18 protein-coding genes and 1 pseudogene are annotated in these 16,905 nt (G+C 57.8%); 10 read left to right on the forward strand and 9 right to left on the reverse strand.

The window, feature by feature from the left end; translation table 11 throughout:
• Nucleotides 1-114: 114 nt before the first annotated feature.
• The 3 genes from N7V53_RS01010 to N7V53_RS01020 all read left to right on the forward strand — a co-directional run bounded on the left by N7V53_RS01010 (nucleotide 115) and on the right by N7V53_RS01020 (nucleotide 3,477).
• On the forward strand, nucleotides 115-1,659 hold the full coding sequence (locus tag N7V53_RS01010; protein ID WP_279791612.1) for a methyl-accepting chemotaxis protein: 1,545 nt from the start codon (nucleotides 115-117) through the stop codon (nucleotides 1,657-1,659).
• A 246-nt stretch (nucleotides 1,660-1,905) separates the two neighbouring features.
• Complete coding sequence (locus N7V53_RS01015) at nucleotides 1,906-2,400, forward strand: MarR family transcriptional regulator (protein ID WP_279791613.1); 495 nt, start codon at nucleotides 1,906-1,908, stop codon at nucleotides 2,398-2,400.
• 339 nt (nucleotides 2,401-2,739) lie between these two features.
• Nucleotides 2,740-3,477: an ankyrin repeat domain-containing protein gene (locus N7V53_RS01020; RefSeq protein ID WP_279791614.1), complete on the forward strand. Its 738-nt coding sequence runs from the start codon at nucleotides 2,740-2,742 to the stop codon at nucleotides 3,475-3,477.
• Nucleotides 3,478-3,531: 54 nt separating this feature from the next.
• Here the strand turns inward: N7V53_RS01020 and N7V53_RS01025 are convergent, their stop codons facing one another.
• Nucleotides 3,532-3,858, reverse strand: coding sequence for a four-helix bundle copper-binding protein (locus N7V53_RS01025; RefSeq protein ID WP_279791615.1), 327 nt, complete (start codon nucleotides 3,856-3,858; stop codon nucleotides 3,532-3,534).
• A gap of 228 nt (nucleotides 3,859-4,086) precedes the next feature.
• On the opposite strand from N7V53_RS01025, the gene N7V53_RS01030 reads away from it, so the two are divergent.
• The 3 genes from N7V53_RS01030 (at nucleotide 4,087) to N7V53_RS01040 (ending at nucleotide 5,847) form a co-directional block, all read left to right on the forward strand.
• Nucleotides 4,087-4,761, forward strand: a complete 675-nt coding sequence (locus N7V53_RS01030; protein WP_023481459.1) for a class I SAM-dependent methyltransferase — start codon at nucleotides 4,087-4,089, stop codon at nucleotides 4,759-4,761.
• A gap of 124 nt (nucleotides 4,762-4,885) precedes the next feature.
• Nucleotides 4,886-5,389 carry a YbaK/prolyl-tRNA synthetase associated domain-containing protein gene (locus tag N7V53_RS01035; protein WP_279791617.1) on the forward strand — a complete coding sequence of 168 codons (504 nt, stop codon included), beginning with the start codon at nucleotides 4,886-4,888 and terminating at the stop codon, nucleotides 5,387-5,389.
• An 11-nt stretch (nucleotides 5,390-5,400) separates the two neighbouring features.
• Nucleotides 5,401-5,847, forward strand: a complete 447-nt coding sequence (locus N7V53_RS01040; protein ID WP_054802901.1) for a DUF441 domain-containing protein — start codon at nucleotides 5,401-5,403, stop codon at nucleotides 5,845-5,847.
• Here N7V53_RS01040 and N7V53_RS01045 read toward each other — a convergent pair.
• The 5 genes and pseudogenes from N7V53_RS01045 to N7V53_RS01065 all read right to left on the reverse strand — a co-directional run bounded on the left by N7V53_RS01045 (nucleotide 5,830) and on the right by N7V53_RS01065 (nucleotide 9,907).
• Nucleotides 5,830-6,522 (reverse strand): annotated as a pseudogene (locus N7V53_RS01045) (amino acid ABC transporter permease). The gene N7V53_RS01040 and the pseudogene N7V53_RS01045 sit on opposite strands and share 18 nt — an antisense overlap.
• A complete protein-coding gene (locus N7V53_RS01050) occupies nucleotides 6,512-7,270 on the reverse strand; it encodes an ABC transporter permease subunit (RefSeq protein ID WP_279791618.1) in 759 nt (252 codons plus the stop codon). Before N7V53_RS01050 ends, N7V53_RS01045 begins: the two are co-directional and overlap by 11 nt.
• Nucleotides 7,270-8,091, reverse strand: a complete 822-nt coding sequence (locus tag N7V53_RS01055; protein ID WP_124968536.1) for an amino acid ABC transporter ATP-binding protein — start codon at nucleotides 8,089-8,091, stop codon at nucleotides 7,270-7,272. Before N7V53_RS01055 ends, N7V53_RS01050 begins: the two co-directional genes overlap by 1 nt.
• A 2-nt stretch (nucleotides 8,092-8,093) precedes the next feature.
• Nucleotides 8,094-8,918, reverse strand: coding sequence for an ABC transporter substrate-binding protein (locus tag N7V53_RS01060; protein ID WP_279791619.1), 825 nt, complete (start codon nucleotides 8,916-8,918; stop codon nucleotides 8,094-8,096).
• 203 nt (nucleotides 8,919-9,121) lie between these two features.
• Nucleotides 9,122-9,907, reverse strand: a complete 786-nt coding sequence (locus N7V53_RS01065; protein ID WP_279791621.1) for a helix-turn-helix transcriptional regulator — start codon at nucleotides 9,905-9,907, stop codon at nucleotides 9,122-9,124.
• A 99-nt stretch (nucleotides 9,908-10,006) separates the two neighbouring features.
• Between N7V53_RS01065 and N7V53_RS01070 the strand changes: the two genes are divergently transcribed.
• A complete protein-coding gene (locus N7V53_RS01070; RefSeq protein ID WP_279791622.1) occupies nucleotides 10,007-11,191 on the forward strand; it encodes a CynX/NimT family MFS transporter in 1,185 nt (394 codons plus the stop codon).
• A gap of 416 nt (nucleotides 11,192-11,607) precedes the next feature.
• Here N7V53_RS01070 and N7V53_RS01075 read toward each other — a convergent pair whose 3' ends face one another.
• A complete protein-coding gene (locus tag N7V53_RS01075; RefSeq protein ID WP_023481333.1) occupies nucleotides 11,608-12,315 on the reverse strand; it encodes a CTP synthase in 708 nt (235 codons plus the stop codon).
• A 156-nt stretch (nucleotides 12,316-12,471) separates the two neighbouring features.
• Between N7V53_RS01075 and N7V53_RS01080 the strand changes: the two genes are divergently transcribed.
• Nucleotides 12,472-12,819, forward strand: a complete 348-nt coding sequence (locus N7V53_RS01080) for a DUF488 domain-containing protein (RefSeq protein ID WP_279791623.1) — start codon at nucleotides 12,472-12,474, stop codon at nucleotides 12,817-12,819.
• Here N7V53_RS01080 and N7V53_RS01085 read toward each other — a convergent pair.
• Both N7V53_RS01085 and N7V53_RS01090 read right to left on the reverse strand, forming a co-directional pair.
• Nucleotides 12,816-13,121 carry a hypothetical protein gene (locus tag N7V53_RS01085; protein WP_023481862.1) on the reverse strand — a complete coding sequence of 102 codons (306 nt, stop codon included), beginning with the start codon at nucleotides 13,119-13,121 and terminating at the stop codon, nucleotides 12,816-12,818. The two genes, N7V53_RS01080 and N7V53_RS01085, sit on opposite strands and share 4 nt — an antisense overlap.
• Nucleotides 13,122-13,199: 78 nt before the next feature.
• Nucleotides 13,200-13,445, reverse strand: a complete 246-nt coding sequence (locus N7V53_RS01090; RefSeq protein WP_023481685.1) for a DUF333 domain-containing protein — start codon at nucleotides 13,443-13,445, stop codon at nucleotides 13,200-13,202.
• A 302-nt stretch (nucleotides 13,446-13,747) separates the two neighbouring features.
• Here N7V53_RS01090 and N7V53_RS01095 point away from each other — a divergent pair, with 302 nt between their 5' ends.
• Entirely contained in the window at nucleotides 13,748-14,776 is a 1,029-nt protein-coding gene (locus N7V53_RS01095; protein WP_279791624.1) for a sensor domain-containing diguanylate cyclase, read from the forward strand.
• Between the two features lie 273 nt (nucleotides 14,777-15,049).
• Nucleotides 15,050-16,873 (forward strand): sensor domain-containing phosphodiesterase, encoded by a 1,824-nt coding sequence (locus N7V53_RS01100; protein WP_279791626.1) that lies wholly within the window; start codon nucleotides 15,050-15,052, stop codon nucleotides 16,871-16,873.
• Nucleotides 16,874-16,905 lie beyond the last annotated feature (32 nt).

A 16,905-nucleotide genomic window follows, 5' to 3' on the forward strand; every position in this document is an offset into this window, starting at 1 on the left:
CCCACAACTAACTAATGCACGACACAATTGAACACAATTTGATTGATTTCCACTCTAATGGTTTCTCACCCCTTGCCGATAGTGCTCAACACCATAAATATGATGAGAAAACCAATGAAAATTTCTACCCGTCTGAGCGTGGGTTTTGGCCTGCTTATTCTGTTATTTATCATTTGTGCAGCGACCGCGTTGCAGGGCCTTTGGCAAGCGCGCGACAGTATGAACGACACCGTTAACTCCAAAATGAAGCGCTATGACCTGGTGCTGGATATGCGGGGCAGCGCGCGCGATATGGCTATCGCCGTGCGTAACCTTGCCCTGCTGACGGACCCGGCTCAGATGCAGCCGGAGTGGAAACGACTGAATGATCAGCGCGAACTCTTCATCCATAACCGTGAACTGCTGGAGCAGAGCATGGCGTCAAACGTCTCCGACGAGGGTAAAGCGGCGCTTAAGCACATCGTTGCGGCTGAACCAGCGGCACTTTCTACGCTGATAGAAGCGGGAAAACTGGGGCTGTCGAACCGTCAGGAGGAGACCACCACCTACTTGATGAACACCGCCCGACCGGCGCAAAAAGCGCTGCTGGACGCGCTTAACGAACTGACTGAAGTGCAGATGAAATTAAGCCGCGATACGCTGGCTGAAAACGGTGAAAACATCTCCCGCACGGCGCTGATCCTGATGGGACTGGCAGTGTTGTCAATCTTACTGGCGGTGGCAACCTGTATGATTACGGTGCGCGTGCTGATGCGCCAGCTCGGCGGCGAACCCGCCCAGGCGCAGACCCTTGCGGCGGCGATTGCCGGGGGCGATCTCAGCTCGCCGGTAGCACTGCGTCGCAACGATACCAGCAGCCTGCTGGCTTCTCTTGCCGGTATGCAGTCCAATCTGCGCAGCCTGGTCTCTGATATCCGCGATGCCTCCGTTTCGGTGGCCTCGGCGGCAGATGAGATCTCGCAGGGCAATACTGAACTCTCATCCCGTACTGAGCAGCAAGCCGCTGCCCTGCAGGAGACGGCTGCCAGCATGGAGCAGTTGACCGCCACGGTAAAAAGTAATGCCGACGGCGCGCGCCAGACCGCTGATACTGCCCGTACCACCGCTACCCTTGCCCGCACCGGCGGCGAGGAGCTGGGGCGCATGTCGCAGACCATGAACGCCATCTCCCAGAGCGCGGTAAAAGTGCGCGAGATCACAAGCGTAATAGAAGGCATCGCCTTCCAGACCAACATCCTGGCGCTGAACGCCGCGGTGGAAGCGGCCCGCGCCGGTGACCAGGGACGCGGCTTTGCCGTGGTAGCCGGTGAAGTTAGAACGCTGGCACAGCGCAGCGCCAGTGCGGCACTGGATATCAAAACGCTGATCGAACAGGCGGTTGCGCAGGTGGAAGATGGCGTGGCTGAAGCCGCCGACACCGGCGACAACATCCTGAAAGTGGTTGGCATGGTGGGCGATCTGGCAGACGCTATGGATAATCTCTCCCTCTCCTCCTCCGAGCAGATGCAGGGTATCAGCCAGGTCAGCCTGGCAGTCAGCCAGATGGACGGCGTGACGCAGAACAACGCCGCACTGGTAGAGGAGTCCTCCAGCGCATCGCAGTCGCTCTCTGCCCAGGCGCACGCGCTGCGCGGCATGGTCGACACCTTCCGCCTGTAACCTGTCACAGCGCGCCGCCTGAAAAGCGCGTAAAGGCGGCGCGGTTATGCCTGTGATTCATACACCAGCCTTAATTATGTTGACGTCAACATAATTAGACTCAATACTTCGCTCTGACAACCGACGCGCAGGCCGTTTTTCCTCTTCCCCTGCGCCTCTTTAATCCGACGTGAACGTGCCGGCCTCCCTGAATCGGTTGCCGCTATTCAGAGAGAATTCCATCTTTCCAACAGGCCCATATTGCTTATGTGTATCGACGCAAATAACGACAGCGATGAGAATAATGACCTGCTGGCTCCGGGCAATGCGCCAGTGACCGTGGATCAGTTTCTCTGCTTCGCGCTCTACTCCGCCTCACTGGCGATGACCCGGCTTTACCAGTCACGGCTGAAACCGCTCGGGCTGACCTACCCGCAGTACCTGGTGCTGCTGGCGCTGTGGGAAAAAGATAACGTGACGGTGTCGGAAGTGGGCGCCCGCGTTCAGCTGGACTCCGGTACGCTGAGCCAGCTGCTGAAAAGGCTGGAGGCCTCCGGTCTGGTCGCCAGAAACCGCGATACGCAAGGTGACGAGCGGCGGGTGCTGATCACCCTGACCGAACAGGGGCAGCAGTTAAAGATCGATGCCGCCGGTGTTCCCGCCGATATGATCTCGGTAATGGACACGCCGTTTGCAGAGCTATCTGACCTGGCAACCCGGGTTAGCGCGCTGCGTGAAAAACTTTTAAAAGCTCTGCCCTGATACATTTTTTCGTGCCTCAGGCGAGGCGACCAGTGGCTACGCACCATCAGCACCGGCGCGTAGATAAGCCATCAACTGGATTAGCATCCTGAGGAACACAGCGTGACATTTTCCCACTCAGACGACAACGACGCCGTCCATGCCGCGATAGGCAACGCCGCACAAGCATTGCTTAGCGCGGGGCGCACCCTGTGCAGGGGGAATCTTATAGCGCACCTTATTAAGTGTGAACAGGAGTCGGTAGGTGCCGCAAAGGCGGTTTATGCACAGGCCATCGCGCTGCTACAGCCCAAAAAGCACTCGTAGAGGACCTGAACCCTGCTCGCAGAGGGAAACGCCATGAAAAAGTTTATCTCCACGCTCCTGCTCACTCTGCTCTGTACGTTGTTGCCCGGCTGCAAGAGCCTGAAAAAGATCGAGCCTGAAAAGCACTTTTCGGGCGCGCAGCTGGTGCTGGCAAAGGCAATTCAGGCCGGAGATCGCTACACCATCCTGCGTCTGGCAAAAAAGACGGACCTTAGCACGCTGGGAAATGAGGATCTGACGATCCTCTTTTTTGCCCTCAATGAGTCTTTCTATAATGGCAACCCGCCTGAGCGGTTGCAGATCGTCACGGATTTGGTGCGCCTGGGGGCAGACCCGTTGCAGCCGCAGCCGGATAAATCCTGGAGCCCCGCCGAAATGGTGGCGATGGGCGATAAGGATATCTGGCTGAAAGCGATGCTTGACGGCGGCCTCGATGCAAACGCCCGCGATAAGCGTTACGCTGAGCCGCTTATCTTCTCGACCATCAGGGCGAAAAACAACGCCACGCTGGCGCTACTGCTGGCACGCGGTGCGGATATAAATAGCCGCGACTCGCTGGGCAACACACTGCTGGCCGAGGCGTTTTTTGGTGCCGAGTTCGACAAGATCGCTCTTCTGCTGGATAAGGGGGCTAACCCGGATCTGCGCAACCACCAGGGGGACTCTTTCAGGCAGATGGTCAGTGAACGTCTGGCGGAAATTAAAAAAGAGGGTGAGTTCTACCACAACTTATTCAGGGTGAACGAGAGGCTTCAAAGCCACGGGGCGTAGGGCGTGGCGCGTTGCTGACGCCACCCTCCCGTTCCATATTGCCTGCAAGGCGTCTTAAGCGGTCATCTGCATACAGACCTCGGCACAGCGGCGGCACTCTGCGGCGCACTGCTGGCAGTGATCGTGCTGGTGCTTCGAGCACTCTTCGGCACAGGCGCGGCAGACATCCGCGCAAATGCGGCACACCTGCTTCGCTTGCTCGCTCTCAAGGCTTAACAGCTGCGCAGTAACGCGGCAGAGCGCCGCACACTCCATATCCGTTTTAATGCACGCTCTCATCATCTCAAGATGCGGCTCCTGCAAACAGGAGACCGCACAGCGATCGCAGGCTTCGGCGCATTGATAGCAGGCATCAATACATGACTGATATTCATTAGCCATAGTCACACTCCCGATGTGGATAAAGTGAATCTTTAAGTCTAGTTAAGCCACCTGAGATCGCCATTTAGTCGGGAATTATGCTGCTAATAGCTGAGTAAATTGGCGCTAAAAGCGAGAATTAGCGCCTAAAAGCATGGTTATTTAGCCTCTAACCGCAGGAAGTTTATGGCAAAGTAGCCTCATTAAATTTTGTCAGCTATGCCAACCGTATTGTTCAGGACTACGTGCATGATCGAGCTCAAAGACTTAAAGGTATTTTTAGAAGATCCGGAGATGACCCGGAAGATCGATCAGGTGTGGAACGATCTGGGTGAGCAGTTTATTCAGGCGCAGGCTACTCTTCCGCCGGAAAAAGCGATGCCGCGACGCGAGCTCTCTTTTCATGACCAGGTCAAACTTCTGGGCTACCTCTGCTGGCTGGTGAATAACGCCAACTCAGAGGGCGACATTATTGAGATTGGCGTCTGGAAAGGTAAATCCAGCGCGTTTATGAATGTAATGTGTGAGCGCAAGCGCCGCATTATTAGCATCGATCCGATGGAGCTTGCTAATCAGCACCTGGAACTGGGCTTTTATCACGAGCATATCTTCCCGGAAATTACGCTGATACGCGGCTATTCAGAGCGCAGCATTGAACGTGTGCTGGCGCTGGAGCCAAAAACGATTTTACTGCATATCGACGGCGGTCACCTGAAAGAGCACGTTCTCGCCGACTTCCTGCTGTATGCCCCGACGGTGGTGAGCGGTGGATTTGTTGTGTTCGATGATTATCGCGATCATCAGTACTCCCCGGAAGTCGGACCGGCGGTCGACCTGCTGCGCGCAGGCGGTTTCTTTAGCGGCTACGATGTCATCGGCAGCGTGCCGGGTTTCGAAAACAGCTATCTTTTGCAGAAGCATTAACCGTACACACAAAGAATTGTTTGTAGTGCTTGTATTTTTTGGCCGCCCCCCGGGGCGGCATTTTTATTTTCAGCCCCCGCGATGTGAGGTAATGTAAACTTCTTTACATTCTCCGGGAGCGAACATGTCTGAGATTGCCAGCCGCGATATCCACGCGCATCTACTCCAACTTCTTACCGAGCAACAGGCACGATTTCACGTGGTTGAGCATGAGGCCGTCGGCAAGTGTGAAGCGGTGAGTGAAATTCGCGGTACCGCCCTCGGCCAGGGTGCCAAAGCGCTGGTGTGTAAAATCAAAGGCAACGGTGTGAAAAAACATGTGCTGGCGATCCTGGCCGCCGATCTGCAGGCCGATCTCAGCCGCTTAGCGCAACACTTTGGCGGCCTGAAAGCCTCGCTGGCAAGCCCGGTGGAGGTCGATGCCCTCACCGCCTGCGTCTTTGGTGCCATTCCCCCCTTCTCTTTTCACCCTGATCTCGAACTGGTTGCCGACCCGGTGCTTTTCCAGCGCTTCGATGAGATCGCCTTTAACGCCGGGCTGCTGGAAAAGTCGGTAATCATGAATACCCACGACTATTTGCGCATCGCCCAACCGACGCTGGTCGATTTTCGCCGCGAGAGCGAGTAAGGACGCTGTGCATGTTTGATACCACGCTGTTTATTCTGCTCGCCCTCGCCGCACTCGGCTTTGTCAGCCATAACACCACCGTCGCGGTCTCGATACTGGTGCTGATCATTGTGCGCGTCACGCCGCTCAACACCTTCTTTCCCTGGATCGAAAAGCAGGGGCTGACGGTGGGCATTATCATTCTGACGATTGGCGTGATGGCACCGATTGCCAGCGGATCGCTGCCGCCCTCGACGCTGCTGCACTCCTTTGCCAACTGGAAATCGCTGGTGGCGATTGCCGTTGGGGTGTTCGTCTCATGGCTTGGCGGGCGCGGGGTTACGCTGATGAGTTCGCAGCCCTCGCTGGTCGCGGGGCTGCTGGTGGGAACCGTTTTAGGCGTGGCCCTGTTCCGGGGCGTGCCGGTCGGGCCACTGATTGCCGCAGGCCTGGTATCGCTGCTAATTGGCCGGCAGTGAAATCCGCCGCTGCCAGCGCTTCACACCAAACTCCAGCGCGCTGCACAGCAGGTAGTAGACCAGGCCGGTGAAGATAAACAGCGCCGCCGGGTAAACCTGCACGCGGTTGTTCACCTGGCCGGCAACGGTGGTCAGTTCCGGGACGTTAACAATAAACGCCAGCGAGGTATCTTTCAGCAGCGCGATCAGCAAGCCGATAAACGACGGGAGCGCATTGCGTAATGCCTGCGGCAGCAGCACGCGAAGCAGGATCTGTGCGCTGGAAAAACCGCTGCTCAGCGCCGCTTCATACTGCCCGCGCGGAAGTGCGCCGAGCGCCGCCAGCGTCGAGTACATCACCGAGGCCGAGGTAAACCACGCCAGCGCCAGCGTCACAGTTACCGCACCCGGCAGATCCGCCCCCGTTATCCAGGGCAGTAAAAACCAGAGCCAGAAGATAACGAAAATCAGCGGGATACCGCGGATCAGCTCCGCCCACAGAAACAATACCTTGCGCGGCCAGCCGCGAAAACGCTAGGCGCAACAGGCCAGCAGAATGCCGCCGGGAAACGCCAGCGCCGCCGCGCCAATAGTCATCAACAGCGACAGCAGCACACCGCCAGGCTCACCCTGCGCGGCTCTGCCCCACAGCAGGTAGTCGAGGTTATCGGTAATGACGGTGATATTAGCGAGCACGCGGCACCTCCGTGGCGTGGCGCAGTGCCCGCCAGTGGCGCGGCAGGTTAAACAGCACGCTCATCAGCAATCCAAGCAGCAGATAGAGCGCGCTGCCCACGGCAAAGGCTTCCAGCGCGTGGGCGTTAAAGCTCTCAATCTGCCGGGTCTGGTAGGTCAACTCGCCCAGCCCAATCCCGGTCGCCAGCGAGGAGAGTTTCATCAGGTTGAGATACTGCCCCACCACCGGCTGCCAGGCATTCTGTAGCCCCTGCGGCAACAGCACCCAGCGAAAGATCGCAAGCGGGCTGAAGCCCTGCGACTGCGCCGCTTCCACCTGACCGCGCGGCACGGCGAGCAGCCCGGCCTGGATCTCCTCCACCAGAAAGGCAGCGGTAAACAGCCCTAGCGCCCAGGCAGAGGAGAGAAACTCCGGCGTAAACCACCAGACATCACCCGGCAGAATGCTAAAGGCGTGCTCGTCATTCACATACTGGCGAGCCGCCAGCGGCAAAACGTTCCACGCGGCGAAATACCAGAACAGCAGTTGCACCAGTAAAGGTGTGTTTCGAAATAGCGATACCCATGCTGCCACCGCGCCCCGCCCCACGCGGCCGCCCGCCAGACGCAGCGCCAGCAGCAGCACGGTAAGCAGGGTGGCGAGGATCATGCCCACCAGCGTGACCCACACGGTAGTGAGAAAACCGGAGAGGATCCACGCTGCGGGCTGGCCGCTGAGCACGCCCGCCCAGTCAAGATGCAGTGCCATCACAACTCCTTGTTATCGGCATGCAGCGGGTTAAGCACCTTTTGCAGAAAACGCTGCGCGCGCGGATGCTGCGGCGCGGTAAAGAAGTCAGCGGGCGCGGCCTGCTCAAGAATTTCGCCGCCGTCGATAAAAATCACCCGGTCGGCGATCTCGCGCGCGAACTGCATCTCGTGCGTGACCACAATCAGGGTAATGCCGCTGTGCGCCAGCGATTTCATCACCTGCAACACTTCGCCAATCATCTCCGGATCGAGCGCCGAGGTCGGCTCATCAAACAGGATAATGTGCGGATCGGCCGCCAGCGTGCGCGCAATCGCTACCCGCTGCTGCTGCCCGCCGGAGAGCTGCGCCGGGTAGTGCTGCGCTTTCTCCTGCAAGCCAACGCGCGCCAGCAGCGCAAGTGCGATCTGCTGCGCCTCGGCAGCACTTTTGCCGTGAATATGGCGCAGCGCGAGGGTGATATTCTCAAGCGCGGTGAGGTGGGCGTAGAGGTTGAACTGCTGGAAAACAAAGCCAACATGGCGGCGCAACTCGCGCAACTTCCGCCCGGTGAGCTGGCTGGTGGGCTGACCATCAACAAAAATTTCGCCGCTGGAGAGATTTTCGAGCTGGTTAATCAGGCGGATCAGCGTCGATTTCCCGGAGCCGGAAGGGCCGCACACCGCCACCACTTCTCCCGCCGCAACCTGTAAATCAATCGCTTTCAGCACCACATTATCGCCGAAGCGTTTGCTCGCCTGGCGAAACACTACCGTGCCTTTTTGCACGGGCAACGCCCCTGCGGCATCTGCCGCAGAGGGAGAAAAGAGACCTGCCAACATCGTTATTTCGCTTCTATGGTAAAGCTGCGCGGAGCCGGGGTTTTGGTTTGCGGGCCAAACCAGGTGTCGTAAATTTTCGCTGCTTCACCGCTCTTTTCGAGGTTCACCAGCTCTTGGTTAACTTTGTTCAGCAGGGCGCTCTCCCCTTTGCTGACGCCGACGCCAATCTCCTCTTTCGACAGCAGGTCGGGCAGGATCTTAAATTTCGCTTTGTCCGGCGCGCCCGCCAGCAGACCCGCCAGGATGGTGCTGTCCTGGGTGATCGCCTGTACGTTGCCGTTACGCAGCGCGGTCAGCGCCAGCGGAATGTCGTCATAGGCCAGCACGCGCGATTGCGGGAAACGCTGATGCAGCGCCTGCTCGCCGGTGGTGCCTTTCACCGCGCCGATGCGCGCTTTGCTATAGGCCTCCAGCTTATCCGGTGACGAGGCCGGGACGAGGAACTGCTGGCCGGTGACAAAGTAAGGTGTAGAGAAATCAATCACCTGCGCCCGCTCCGGGGTAATGGTGATATCTGCAACAATCAGGTCGACCTTGCCGGATTGCAGCAGCGGGATGCGGTTCGCCGGGTTGGTGGCAACCAGTTGCAGCTTCACGCCGAGGCTTTTCGCCAGCGCTTTTGCAAAATCGACGTCGTAGCCAACAATATCGTGGGTTTTAGGATCGATCGCGCCAAAGGGCGGGTTTGCATCAAATGTGGCGACTTTGACGACGCCTGCGGCTTTGATATCCGCCAGCTTATCTGCCTGCGCGGAGAAGGAGAGCGCCGAAAGCAGCGCCAGCGCGCTGAGCGCAACGATCTTTTTTGTGTGTAATGTGGTTGCCATGCTAATCCTTATGCCCGGTTATTGTGTTATTGCCGCGTTAAAGTCACATAAGGTTTTTCATCACACAAATATCAAAAAGTGCATTGAATATCTGAAAAAGTTATTAAAAACAGTTTCGCGATATTAATGACTTATCCTTTTGTTTCGGGCGCTATAAACGATTTAATTCCACACAACATAAGCGGATTTGGCAGGAAAAAATATTACCGCTCGCCAAGCGTTGCCAGATAGCGCCCCGGCGTCTGCCCTAGCCCCTTTTTAAACATGGTGATAAACGCCGTGGTCGAGTCATACCCCAGCGTCTGGGCGATGTGCTGCACGCTATGCCCCTCAATCAACAGGCGCAGGGCGAGGATCAATTGCAACTGGTGTCGCCAGCGGCGAAAGCTTAGCCCCGTCTCCTTCACCACCAAGCGCGCGAGGTTGCGCTCGCTCATGGCGAAACGCTGGGCCCATTGCGCCAACGTCTGCCGCTCCGCCGGGGCCTGCTCCATCGTCTCGACCATCTGGCGGATCCTGGCATGCATGGAGACCGGCAACTGGAGCTGCATCTGCGGCTGATGGGGTAACTCATCGAACAGCACCTGGATCAGACGTTGGGTCTGCGGCTCACGCCGCTCGGTGGCTGAACGAGCGGCAAGTTGCAGGATCAGTTCGCGCACCAGCGGTGAGATCTTGAGGGTGCAGCAGTGCTCCGGCATTACCACCGCCCAGCTTTCAATAAACAGAAAGCAGAGTTGCGCATTGGCGGTAGCGTGATTGCTGTGCGGCACAAAACCCGGTAGCCACATGGCGTGGTGCGGCGGCACCATCCAGCGGGCATTCTCCACTTCACAGGTGATCGCCCCTTTTAAGGCGAGGATCAGCTGCCCTTTGCGATGATGATGAGCGGGAATGCGCTGTTCATGCGCCGCCATGCGGATGTGAAAGGCGACGGCGGCTTCCTGCTGGCTGTCGGGATCGAAGCCCGCTAAGGCTAAGTCGTGCATAAAGTTGTCCGAATTTAGCGATAAAGTGTCATTTTAGCTTGATTCAAACAGCGGTGAAAAACGCTATCGTAGTGCCCTCTGTTTATGGATGAGAACACCATGATTACTCCCTCCTCTGACGGCAAACAGCGCGTGCTGCTGATTGTCGGCATTCTGATGATTGCTACCACGCTTCGCGTTACCTTCACCGGCGCCGCGCCGCTGCTGGATGCCATTCGCGCCGAATATGGTTTAACCACGGCGCAAACCGGGATGCTCACCACGCTACCGTTACTGGCCTTCGCGCTTATTTCACCGCTGGCGGCGGGGGTGGCGCGCCGGATTGGCATGGAGCGCAGCTTGTTTGCCGCGCTGCTGCTGATCTGCTCGGGCATCGCCCTGCGCTCGCTGCCCTCTTCTCTGCTGCTGTTTATCGGTACGGCGGTGATTGGCTGCGGCATTGCGCTCGGCAATGTGCTGCTGCCCGGCATGCTGAAGCGGGATTTTGCGCAGCATGTCGCCAAACTGACCGGCGCCTATTCGCTTACCATGGGCGCGGCGGCGGCGCTCGGCTCCGCGGCGATGGTGCCGATTGCGCAGAGCGGCGCGGGCTGGCACGGCGCGTTATTGACGCTGTTGATCTTTCCGCTGCTGGCACTGCTGCTCTGGCTCCCGCGGCTGCGCCACGGCGCACCTGCTGCACTCAGTACCAGCGGAGCGCTTCACAGCCGCGGCATCTGGCGCTCGGCGCTGGCCTGGCAGGTTACGCTCTATCTCGGGATCAACTCGCTGATTTACTACATTGTGATTGGCTGGCTGCCATCGATTCTGATAAGCCAGGGTTTTAGCGAGGCGCAGGCTGGCTCGCTGCACGGTGTGCTGCAACTGGCTACGGCCGCACCCGGCCTACTGGTTCCGCTGGTGCTGCACCGCCTTCGCGATCAGCGGGCTATCGCGGCGCTGGTCGCACTGCTGTGCGCTGCGGGCGCGCTGGGGCTATGGCTGCAACCGGGGCACGCGGCGATCTGGACGGTGGTGTACGGATTTGGCTCGGGGGCGACGATGATCCTCGGTCTGACCTTTATTGGCCTGCGGGCAAGCTCGGCGCATCAGGCCGCCGCGCTATCGGGGATGGCGCAATCAGTGGGTTATCTGCTCGCCGCCTGCGGACCGCCGTTGATGGGGAAAGTGCATGACGCCAGCGGCGACTGGCATCTGCCGCTGATCGCCTGTGCGCTGCTGTCGGTGGTGATGGCGCTGTGCGGCGCGTTTGCCGGACGTGACCGGGAGATCGTTTCCGGTTAGAGGGTAGATGGCGGTAAAAGCGGGATTGCGGGTAAATGCCGGATGGCGCGTAAACGCTTATCCGGCCTACAACAACACGGTACCACTTTTGTAGGCCGGATAAGGCGTAAGCCGCCATCCGGCACAGCGTAAGCGTCACCCTCGAACCGGTACCGCTTTTGTAGGCCGGATAAGGCGCAAGCCGCCATCCGGCACAGCGTAAATGTCACCCTCGAACCGGTACCGCTTTTGCAGGCCGGATAAGGCGTCAGCCGCCATCCGGCACAGCGTAAGCGTCACCCTCGAATCGGTACCGCTTTTGTAGGCCGGATAAGGCGCAAGCCGCCATCCGGCACAGCGTAAATGTCACCCTCGAACCGGTACCGCTTTTGTAGGCCAGATAAGGCGCAAGCCGCCATCCGGCACAATCCACGGACTTATTCGCCTGCGGCGCGCAGCATTGCATGCACCAGCGGCACCGGACGACCTTCCAGCGCACCGCGCTCGTGCTGGAACAGCGTGGCGACAAAGAACGGATGGGTGATCAACTCTACCGCCCGCACCTCACCCTCCTCATCCCAGCCGGTCACCCGCAGATCGCCGCGCTCCAGCTCGCTGGCAAACTCCGGGGAGACGCCAAAGCTACAGCGGTAGGCTTCATCAATCTCATTGCGCCCATAGGCGCGGGCAATCAGCGTATTGGGTCTTAACTCAATCGCACCGGTTTGATCCACCAGCGCGCAGGTCAACGGCGTAATCACCATTCGCCCTGCGGTTTCGGTTTCAGCATGGGCGGCATCTTCCCAGCCCAGCACATTGCGGGCGTACTCTATCACCGCATGCTGGAAACCGCCGCAGGTGCCGAGAAACGGAATGGCGTTTTCACGCGCATACTTGATGGCGATAAACGCCCCTTCTGCATTTTCATACGGGCTGCCTGGCACGACCCAGATGGCGTCATAACCGACCAGATCTTCAGGATTGTCGATCTCGCGGGTTGCCAGCCAGTCATAATCAGCGGTGATCTCAAGGACAGCCGCAGCATCATCAATGGCAAGCGGGATCGCCTGATGCGCAACAGTGTCGTGGTTATAGTCGCCGATCAGCGCAATACGCAGTGTCTTTTTAGGCGGAATGTGGTTCATGGAGAAGTGCCCCTATGCCGTGGTAGATAATGGCTAACATAAGGCGCATCACACTAGACGTCTTTAACGTTAATCACAACACCTTAAATCGGCAGGGCCGAATTACGAACAATTATGAAACAACAAGTTGCCAGTTTAAGAAAAGGAGAGAACGCGATGATCCAGTGTAAACGTGTTTACGACACCGCCAGTAAAGAGGATGGCTACCGGGTGCTGGTCGACAGGCTCTGGCCGCGCGGCATAAAGAAAGTCGATCTGGCTTATGACGAATGGTGCAAAACGCTGGCTCCGTCAACGGAGCTGCGCAAAGCGTTTCACGGCGAGGCGATCGATTTTGCTGCCTTTAAGAAGAGCTACCGGGAAGAGCTTGAGGCACAAAAAGAGGCCGGAAAAGAGCTGGCGGCGCGGGGGAAAAACGGCACCGTCACGCTGTTATATGCGGCAAAAGATAGGGAGCAAAACCACGCCGTCGTGCTGGCGGAGTGGCTGCGCACGCTGCGTTAGCTCATCACCTGCGAGCGCTCGTCCTGCGGCGCGCTGTCCGGCTGCAGGGGCATCAGGTGCTCGGCGCGCACAAAGGCGAAACCGTGCTGACCGTCAAACGCGGTCACATCGCCCGTCACCAGCCAGAGCGCGCGCGCCGCGGTGCGCGGCATTTCGGTAACCACGCCATTCACCGGATTGAGAAAGCGCTCACCCGGCTGGCACAGACCGAATAACTCAACGGATTTACCAATATTGCTCCGCCCGCTGGCGGTCTGGGCGCCGATGACTAATGCCTGGCTGCCCGGTCGTAACTGAAACATGCTTCTCTCGCGTGATCTCGTTAAAGCTGAATATGAGATAATTCTGAAAGAGAAGTTTACCGGGCTTTTCTGCCGCTGTCACGATCCTGGTGTCGGATGATCGCGACGCCACAGCGCCCACTCGTCGATCACTTCGCCGCCCGGCAGTTTGCACTCGGTGCGCACGCCTTGCGGGCTCTGCACCGGCACGCGCTCGCCGCCGCGCTGTTGACAGTAAACTGCCGCCGGGTTGGCCATGCCGACCTGCGGATGGTCCGGCTTTTTAGCTGGCGATGAGGTGCAGGCAGAGACCAGCAGCGGTAAAACGAGTAACCCATAACGCATCTTCTTTTCCTTACAGTGGTCAACAACGCTCTTCAGAATAGCCGCGCAAGCGGTATATCTCCATGATTTCTCCATCCTTAATGCACTTTTCACCGTTATAGTTTGCTTCGTTCTCACCCATGACCAGAGAACATCATTCCGTAATCAATGAGTTTTTGCCCCGCTTCATCAGCGGGGCTTTTTTTTGTCCATTACACGATATATCAAATCCTTTTGGTTCATGTTTTAATGGCGCGCCGTCGAAATAGTCAGCAATAACGTGCCGGGTCAACGAGGTACCCACGCACCGGAGCCCAATATTCATGTCCGATTTCATTCTCGCCCGGGTATCGGAAACCCTGGCGAAAGAGCACTCGCTGGAAAGCTTAGTCCGCCAGTTTCTGGAAATGCTGGAGATGGTGACCGATATGGAATCGACCTATCTGACCAAAATCAGTGATGACCCCCGCCAGCAGCACATTGTCTACTCCCGCAACAGCAAGCAGCTTGAGATCCCGGAAGGGTTCTCCCTCCCCTTTGGCGACAGCCTATGCAAACGCGCGCTGGATGATAACTGTCTGTTTGCCAATGATGTAGCAACCCGCTGGCGCGATTGCGAAGCCGCCCAGGCGCTGGGCATCACCACCTATCTCAGCCAGCCGGTGCAGCTGGCGGACGGTTCGCTCTATGGCACGCTGTGTGCGGCCAGCAATCAGAAAAAGATGCTCAGCGTGCGCGGCGAGCAGGTGTTGCGCCTGTTTGCCGGCCTGATCGCGCAATACATTGAAAAAGAGCATCTGGTTGACCAGCTGCGCGAAGCCAACGCCGCGCTGATCGCCCACTCCTATACCGATGTGTTGACCGGCCTGCCAAATCGCCGCTCGCTGTTCGAGTCGCTGCCGACGCTCTTCTCACTCGCCCGTCATCTCAACATCCACATCATTATCGCCTTTATCGACCTTGATAATTTCAAAGGGATTAACGACCAGTTTGGCCATGAGACTGGCGATCGGTTCCTGATTGAAGTGGGCAAGCGGCTGACGCAGGATCGCGGGAAAGATGACATTATTGGTCGTCTCGGCGGCGATGAGTTTTTACTCGCCTGCCCCGGCGGCCCGCTCCACCAGCCGCAGGGCGTGCTGCTCAGCGCGCTGAAAACGCGCCTCGATAAGCAGATTGCCGGTGAGTATCGGCTTGGTGATATTCATCTTTATTACCCCGGTGCCAGCGTCGGCGTGATTGAAATTAACCCTGACCAGTACGATGCGGACAGCGCCCTGCGCGCGGCCGATGAAATGATGTACCGGGTGAAGAAGAGCAAGACCAAAAAAGCGTTCCAGCAGCTCAATTAATAGCGTTATTTCCCGTTGCTGGCATGAGGCAAATCTTAATGGCCTCGCTTTCATATACACTTAACAGGGTCGGCGCGTGCCGCTGACCGAGGAGTTTGCATGAAAAAGACCACCATCATCATGTTGATCGTCGCGATTATTGCCGTGGTCGGCACCCAGCTTGGCTGGTGGAAATAGTGATACGCGGCTGCATCGGGTAATCCGACGCCTGTCACGCTGATGGCGTTCTCAGACTAAGACACCCTGTTTTAACTTGTTGGGCAGGAGCGCACCATGTTTACGGGCCTTAAAAAAAGTGAAAGCAGACAGCTGGCCGCGCTTGATTTATTGAGTAAGGCCGACGCGGCCCGCGATGCGGCGCTGGCAGAATTTGCGCGTCTGGCCAGTGAAGTGATGGGGGTGTCAGGCTGCTTTATTACCACCTTTGATGATGAGTTTCAGTACATCAAATTCGTCGAAAAGGTGCCGATTGAGCATGACAAAATCGCCATCGATCGAACCATGTGCCAGTACACGCTGGCTGACCGGCAGACGATTGTTTGTGTCGATACCCGCCTCGACGCGCGCTTTTCCCATCAGCCGCTGGTCAAAAGCGGCGATATCCTCTTTTACGCCTCGGCGCCGCTGATTGCCAAAGAGGGAGCAGTGCTCGGCACGCTGTGCGTCACCCACCCTGAGCTCTACGAACCCGATACCCGGCAAATCGCCAGTTTTGAGCGCATCGCCGCGCTCGCCACGCTCTACCTTGAATCCTGCTACAACATTGGCCTTGTCGATGCGCTGACCGGTCTGCCGAACCGCCCCTGCTTAATTAAAGAGATGGCGCACCTGAAGCAGAACGTGAGCGGTGATTATGCGCTGATCATCTTTGACTGTATTGATATTCCCCGTGCCTATGAATTGACCCGCTATCTCGGCGTTGAAGCGCTGGAGACGCTGCTGCGCAGCTTTGGCCCGCTGTTGCAGATGCGCCTGCGGCTTAACAAGGCAACAACGCTTTATGCTTTCGCCACCGGACGCTTTGCAGTGCTGACCGGGCGTAACGCGGCGCTCAGGCTGGCTAAGCGGGTTAAAAGAGTACACGCTTTCCAGGCGACCATCGGTGCCGATATTAATATCAATCTCTCTATTCACGCGGGTTATGTCCCCTTTACGCCGCAAACGGACAGCGTGCAGGAGGTGGTGCGTCAGGCGATCAGCGCCCTGCATGAGGCGATCCGCGAGAATATCCCGGTGCTGCACTTCAACCAGGTGCTTGATGAGCAGCGTAATACCGATTTCCGCCTGCTGTACGATCTGAGCCAGGCGATCAAAACGGGCGATCAGCTTCATATGGCCTATCAACCGAAAGTCTCTCTGCGTACGGGAAAGACCGAGGGCGTGGAGGCGCTGCTGCGCTGGACCCACCCCGAGCTTGGGCCGATTTCGCCAGCGGTGATCGTCACGCTGGCGGAAAAAACCACCCTGATGGCAGATATCACCCACTGGGTAATCAAAACAGTGATTGCCCAGGTCAAAGCGTGGAAGGCGATCGGCATCGATCTTCCTGTCTCCATTAACGTCACGGTGAGTGATTTCTCGCGCAGCGGTTTTGCCGATGAACTGGCGCAGCACATTATCGACGCCGGGCTTACGCCTGCCGATATTCATATTGAGTGTCTGGAAACGGAAAAAGTGCTGGAGAGCGATACCGCTCTGCGCGAGCTCAACCGGCTTGATGCGCTCGGTTTTACCATCCTGCTTGATGATTTTGGCGCAGGCTACAGCAATATCAGCTACCTGCGGCGCATCCCCATTGACATGATCAAACTCGACCGCTCGCTGGTCAGCCAGATCGCCACCGATAACGACAGCCGCATCATCGCGCGCAATGTGATCATGATGCTGAAAGAGTTGAACTATGAGGTGCTGGCGGAAGGGGTGGAAGATGTGGAAACCGCGCGCATGCTTGAAGAGTATGGCTGCGATGAGGCGCAAGGTTATCTTTTTGCCCGCCCGCTTCTGGCGGCAGATATTCCCGCCTGGCTGCTGGACAGCAAACCCTGGCGCCTGCTGGCGAAGATCCATGCCGATCCCAGGCATCATTTGAAGGGTTGACCCCTCTGCGCACGCGGTAAGTTGAGCAGTAA

Source organism: Kosakonia sp. HypNH10 (assembly GCF_029850615.1).
Taxonomy (GTDB): domain Bacteria; phylum Pseudomonadota; class Gammaproteobacteria; order Enterobacterales; family Enterobacteriaceae; genus Kosakonia; species Kosakonia cowanii.

What these genes read in the sequence shown, in the direction of transcription:
- N7V53_RS01010 (WP_279791612.1), top strand. Translation starts at nt 115, where the DNA reads ATGAAAATTTCTACCCGTCTGAGCGTGGGTTTTGGCCTGCTTATTCTG.
- N7V53_RS01015 (WP_279791613.1), top strand. Translation starts at nt 1,906, where the DNA reads ATGTGTATCGACGCAAATAACGACAGCGATGAGAATAATGACCTGCTG.
- N7V53_RS01020 (WP_279791614.1), top strand. Translation starts at nt 2,740, where the DNA reads ATGAAAAAGTTTATCTCCACGCTCCTGCTCACTCTGCTCTGTACGTTG.
- N7V53_RS01025 (WP_279791615.1), bottom strand. Translation starts at nt 3,858, where the DNA reads ATGGCTAATGAATATCAGTCATGTATTGATGCCTGCTATCAATGCGCC.
- N7V53_RS01030 (WP_023481459.1), top strand. Translation starts at nt 4,087, where the DNA reads ATGATCGAGCTCAAAGACTTAAAGGTATTTTTAGAAGATCCGGAGATG.
- N7V53_RS01035 (WP_279791617.1), top strand. Translation starts at nt 4,886, where the DNA reads ATGTCTGAGATTGCCAGCCGCGATATCCACGCGCATCTACTCCAACTT.
- N7V53_RS01040 (WP_054802901.1), top strand. Translation starts at nt 5,401, where the DNA reads ATGTTTGATACCACGCTGTTTATTCTGCTCGCCCTCGCCGCACTCGGC.
- N7V53_RS01050 (WP_279791618.1), bottom strand. Translation starts at nt 7,270, where the DNA reads ATGGCACTGCATCTTGACTGGGCGGGCGTGCTCAGCGGCCAGCCCGCA.
- N7V53_RS01055 (WP_124968536.1), bottom strand. Translation starts at nt 8,091, where the DNA reads ATGTTGGCAGGTCTCTTTTCTCCCTCTGCGGCAGATGCCGCAGGGGCG.
- N7V53_RS01060 (WP_279791619.1), bottom strand. Translation starts at nt 8,918, where the DNA reads ATGGCAACCACATTACACACAAAAAAGATCGTTGCGCTCAGCGCGCTG.
- N7V53_RS01065 (WP_279791621.1), bottom strand. Translation starts at nt 9,907, where the DNA reads ATGCACGACTTAGCCTTAGCGGGCTTCGATCCCGACAGCCAGCAGGAA.
- N7V53_RS01070 (WP_279791622.1), top strand. Translation starts at nt 10,007, where the DNA reads ATGATTACTCCCTCCTCTGACGGCAAACAGCGCGTGCTGCTGATTGTC.
- N7V53_RS01075 (WP_023481333.1), bottom strand. Translation starts at nt 12,315, where the DNA reads ATGAACCACATTCCGCCTAAAAAGACACTGCGTATTGCGCTGATCGGC.
- N7V53_RS01080 (WP_279791623.1), top strand. Translation starts at nt 12,472, where the DNA reads ATGATCCAGTGTAAACGTGTTTACGACACCGCCAGTAAAGAGGATGGC.
- N7V53_RS01085 (WP_023481862.1), bottom strand. Translation starts at nt 13,121, where the DNA reads ATGTTTCAGTTACGACCGGGCAGCCAGGCATTAGTCATCGGCGCCCAG.
- N7V53_RS01090 (WP_023481685.1), bottom strand. Translation starts at nt 13,445, where the DNA reads ATGCGTTATGGGTTACTCGTTTTACCGCTGCTGGTCTCTGCCTGCACC.
- N7V53_RS01095 (WP_279791624.1), top strand. Translation starts at nt 13,748, where the DNA reads ATGTCCGATTTCATTCTCGCCCGGGTATCGGAAACCCTGGCGAAAGAG.
- N7V53_RS01100 (WP_279791626.1), top strand. Translation starts at nt 15,050, where the DNA reads ATGTTTACGGGCCTTAAAAAAAGTGAAAGCAGACAGCTGGCCGCGCTT.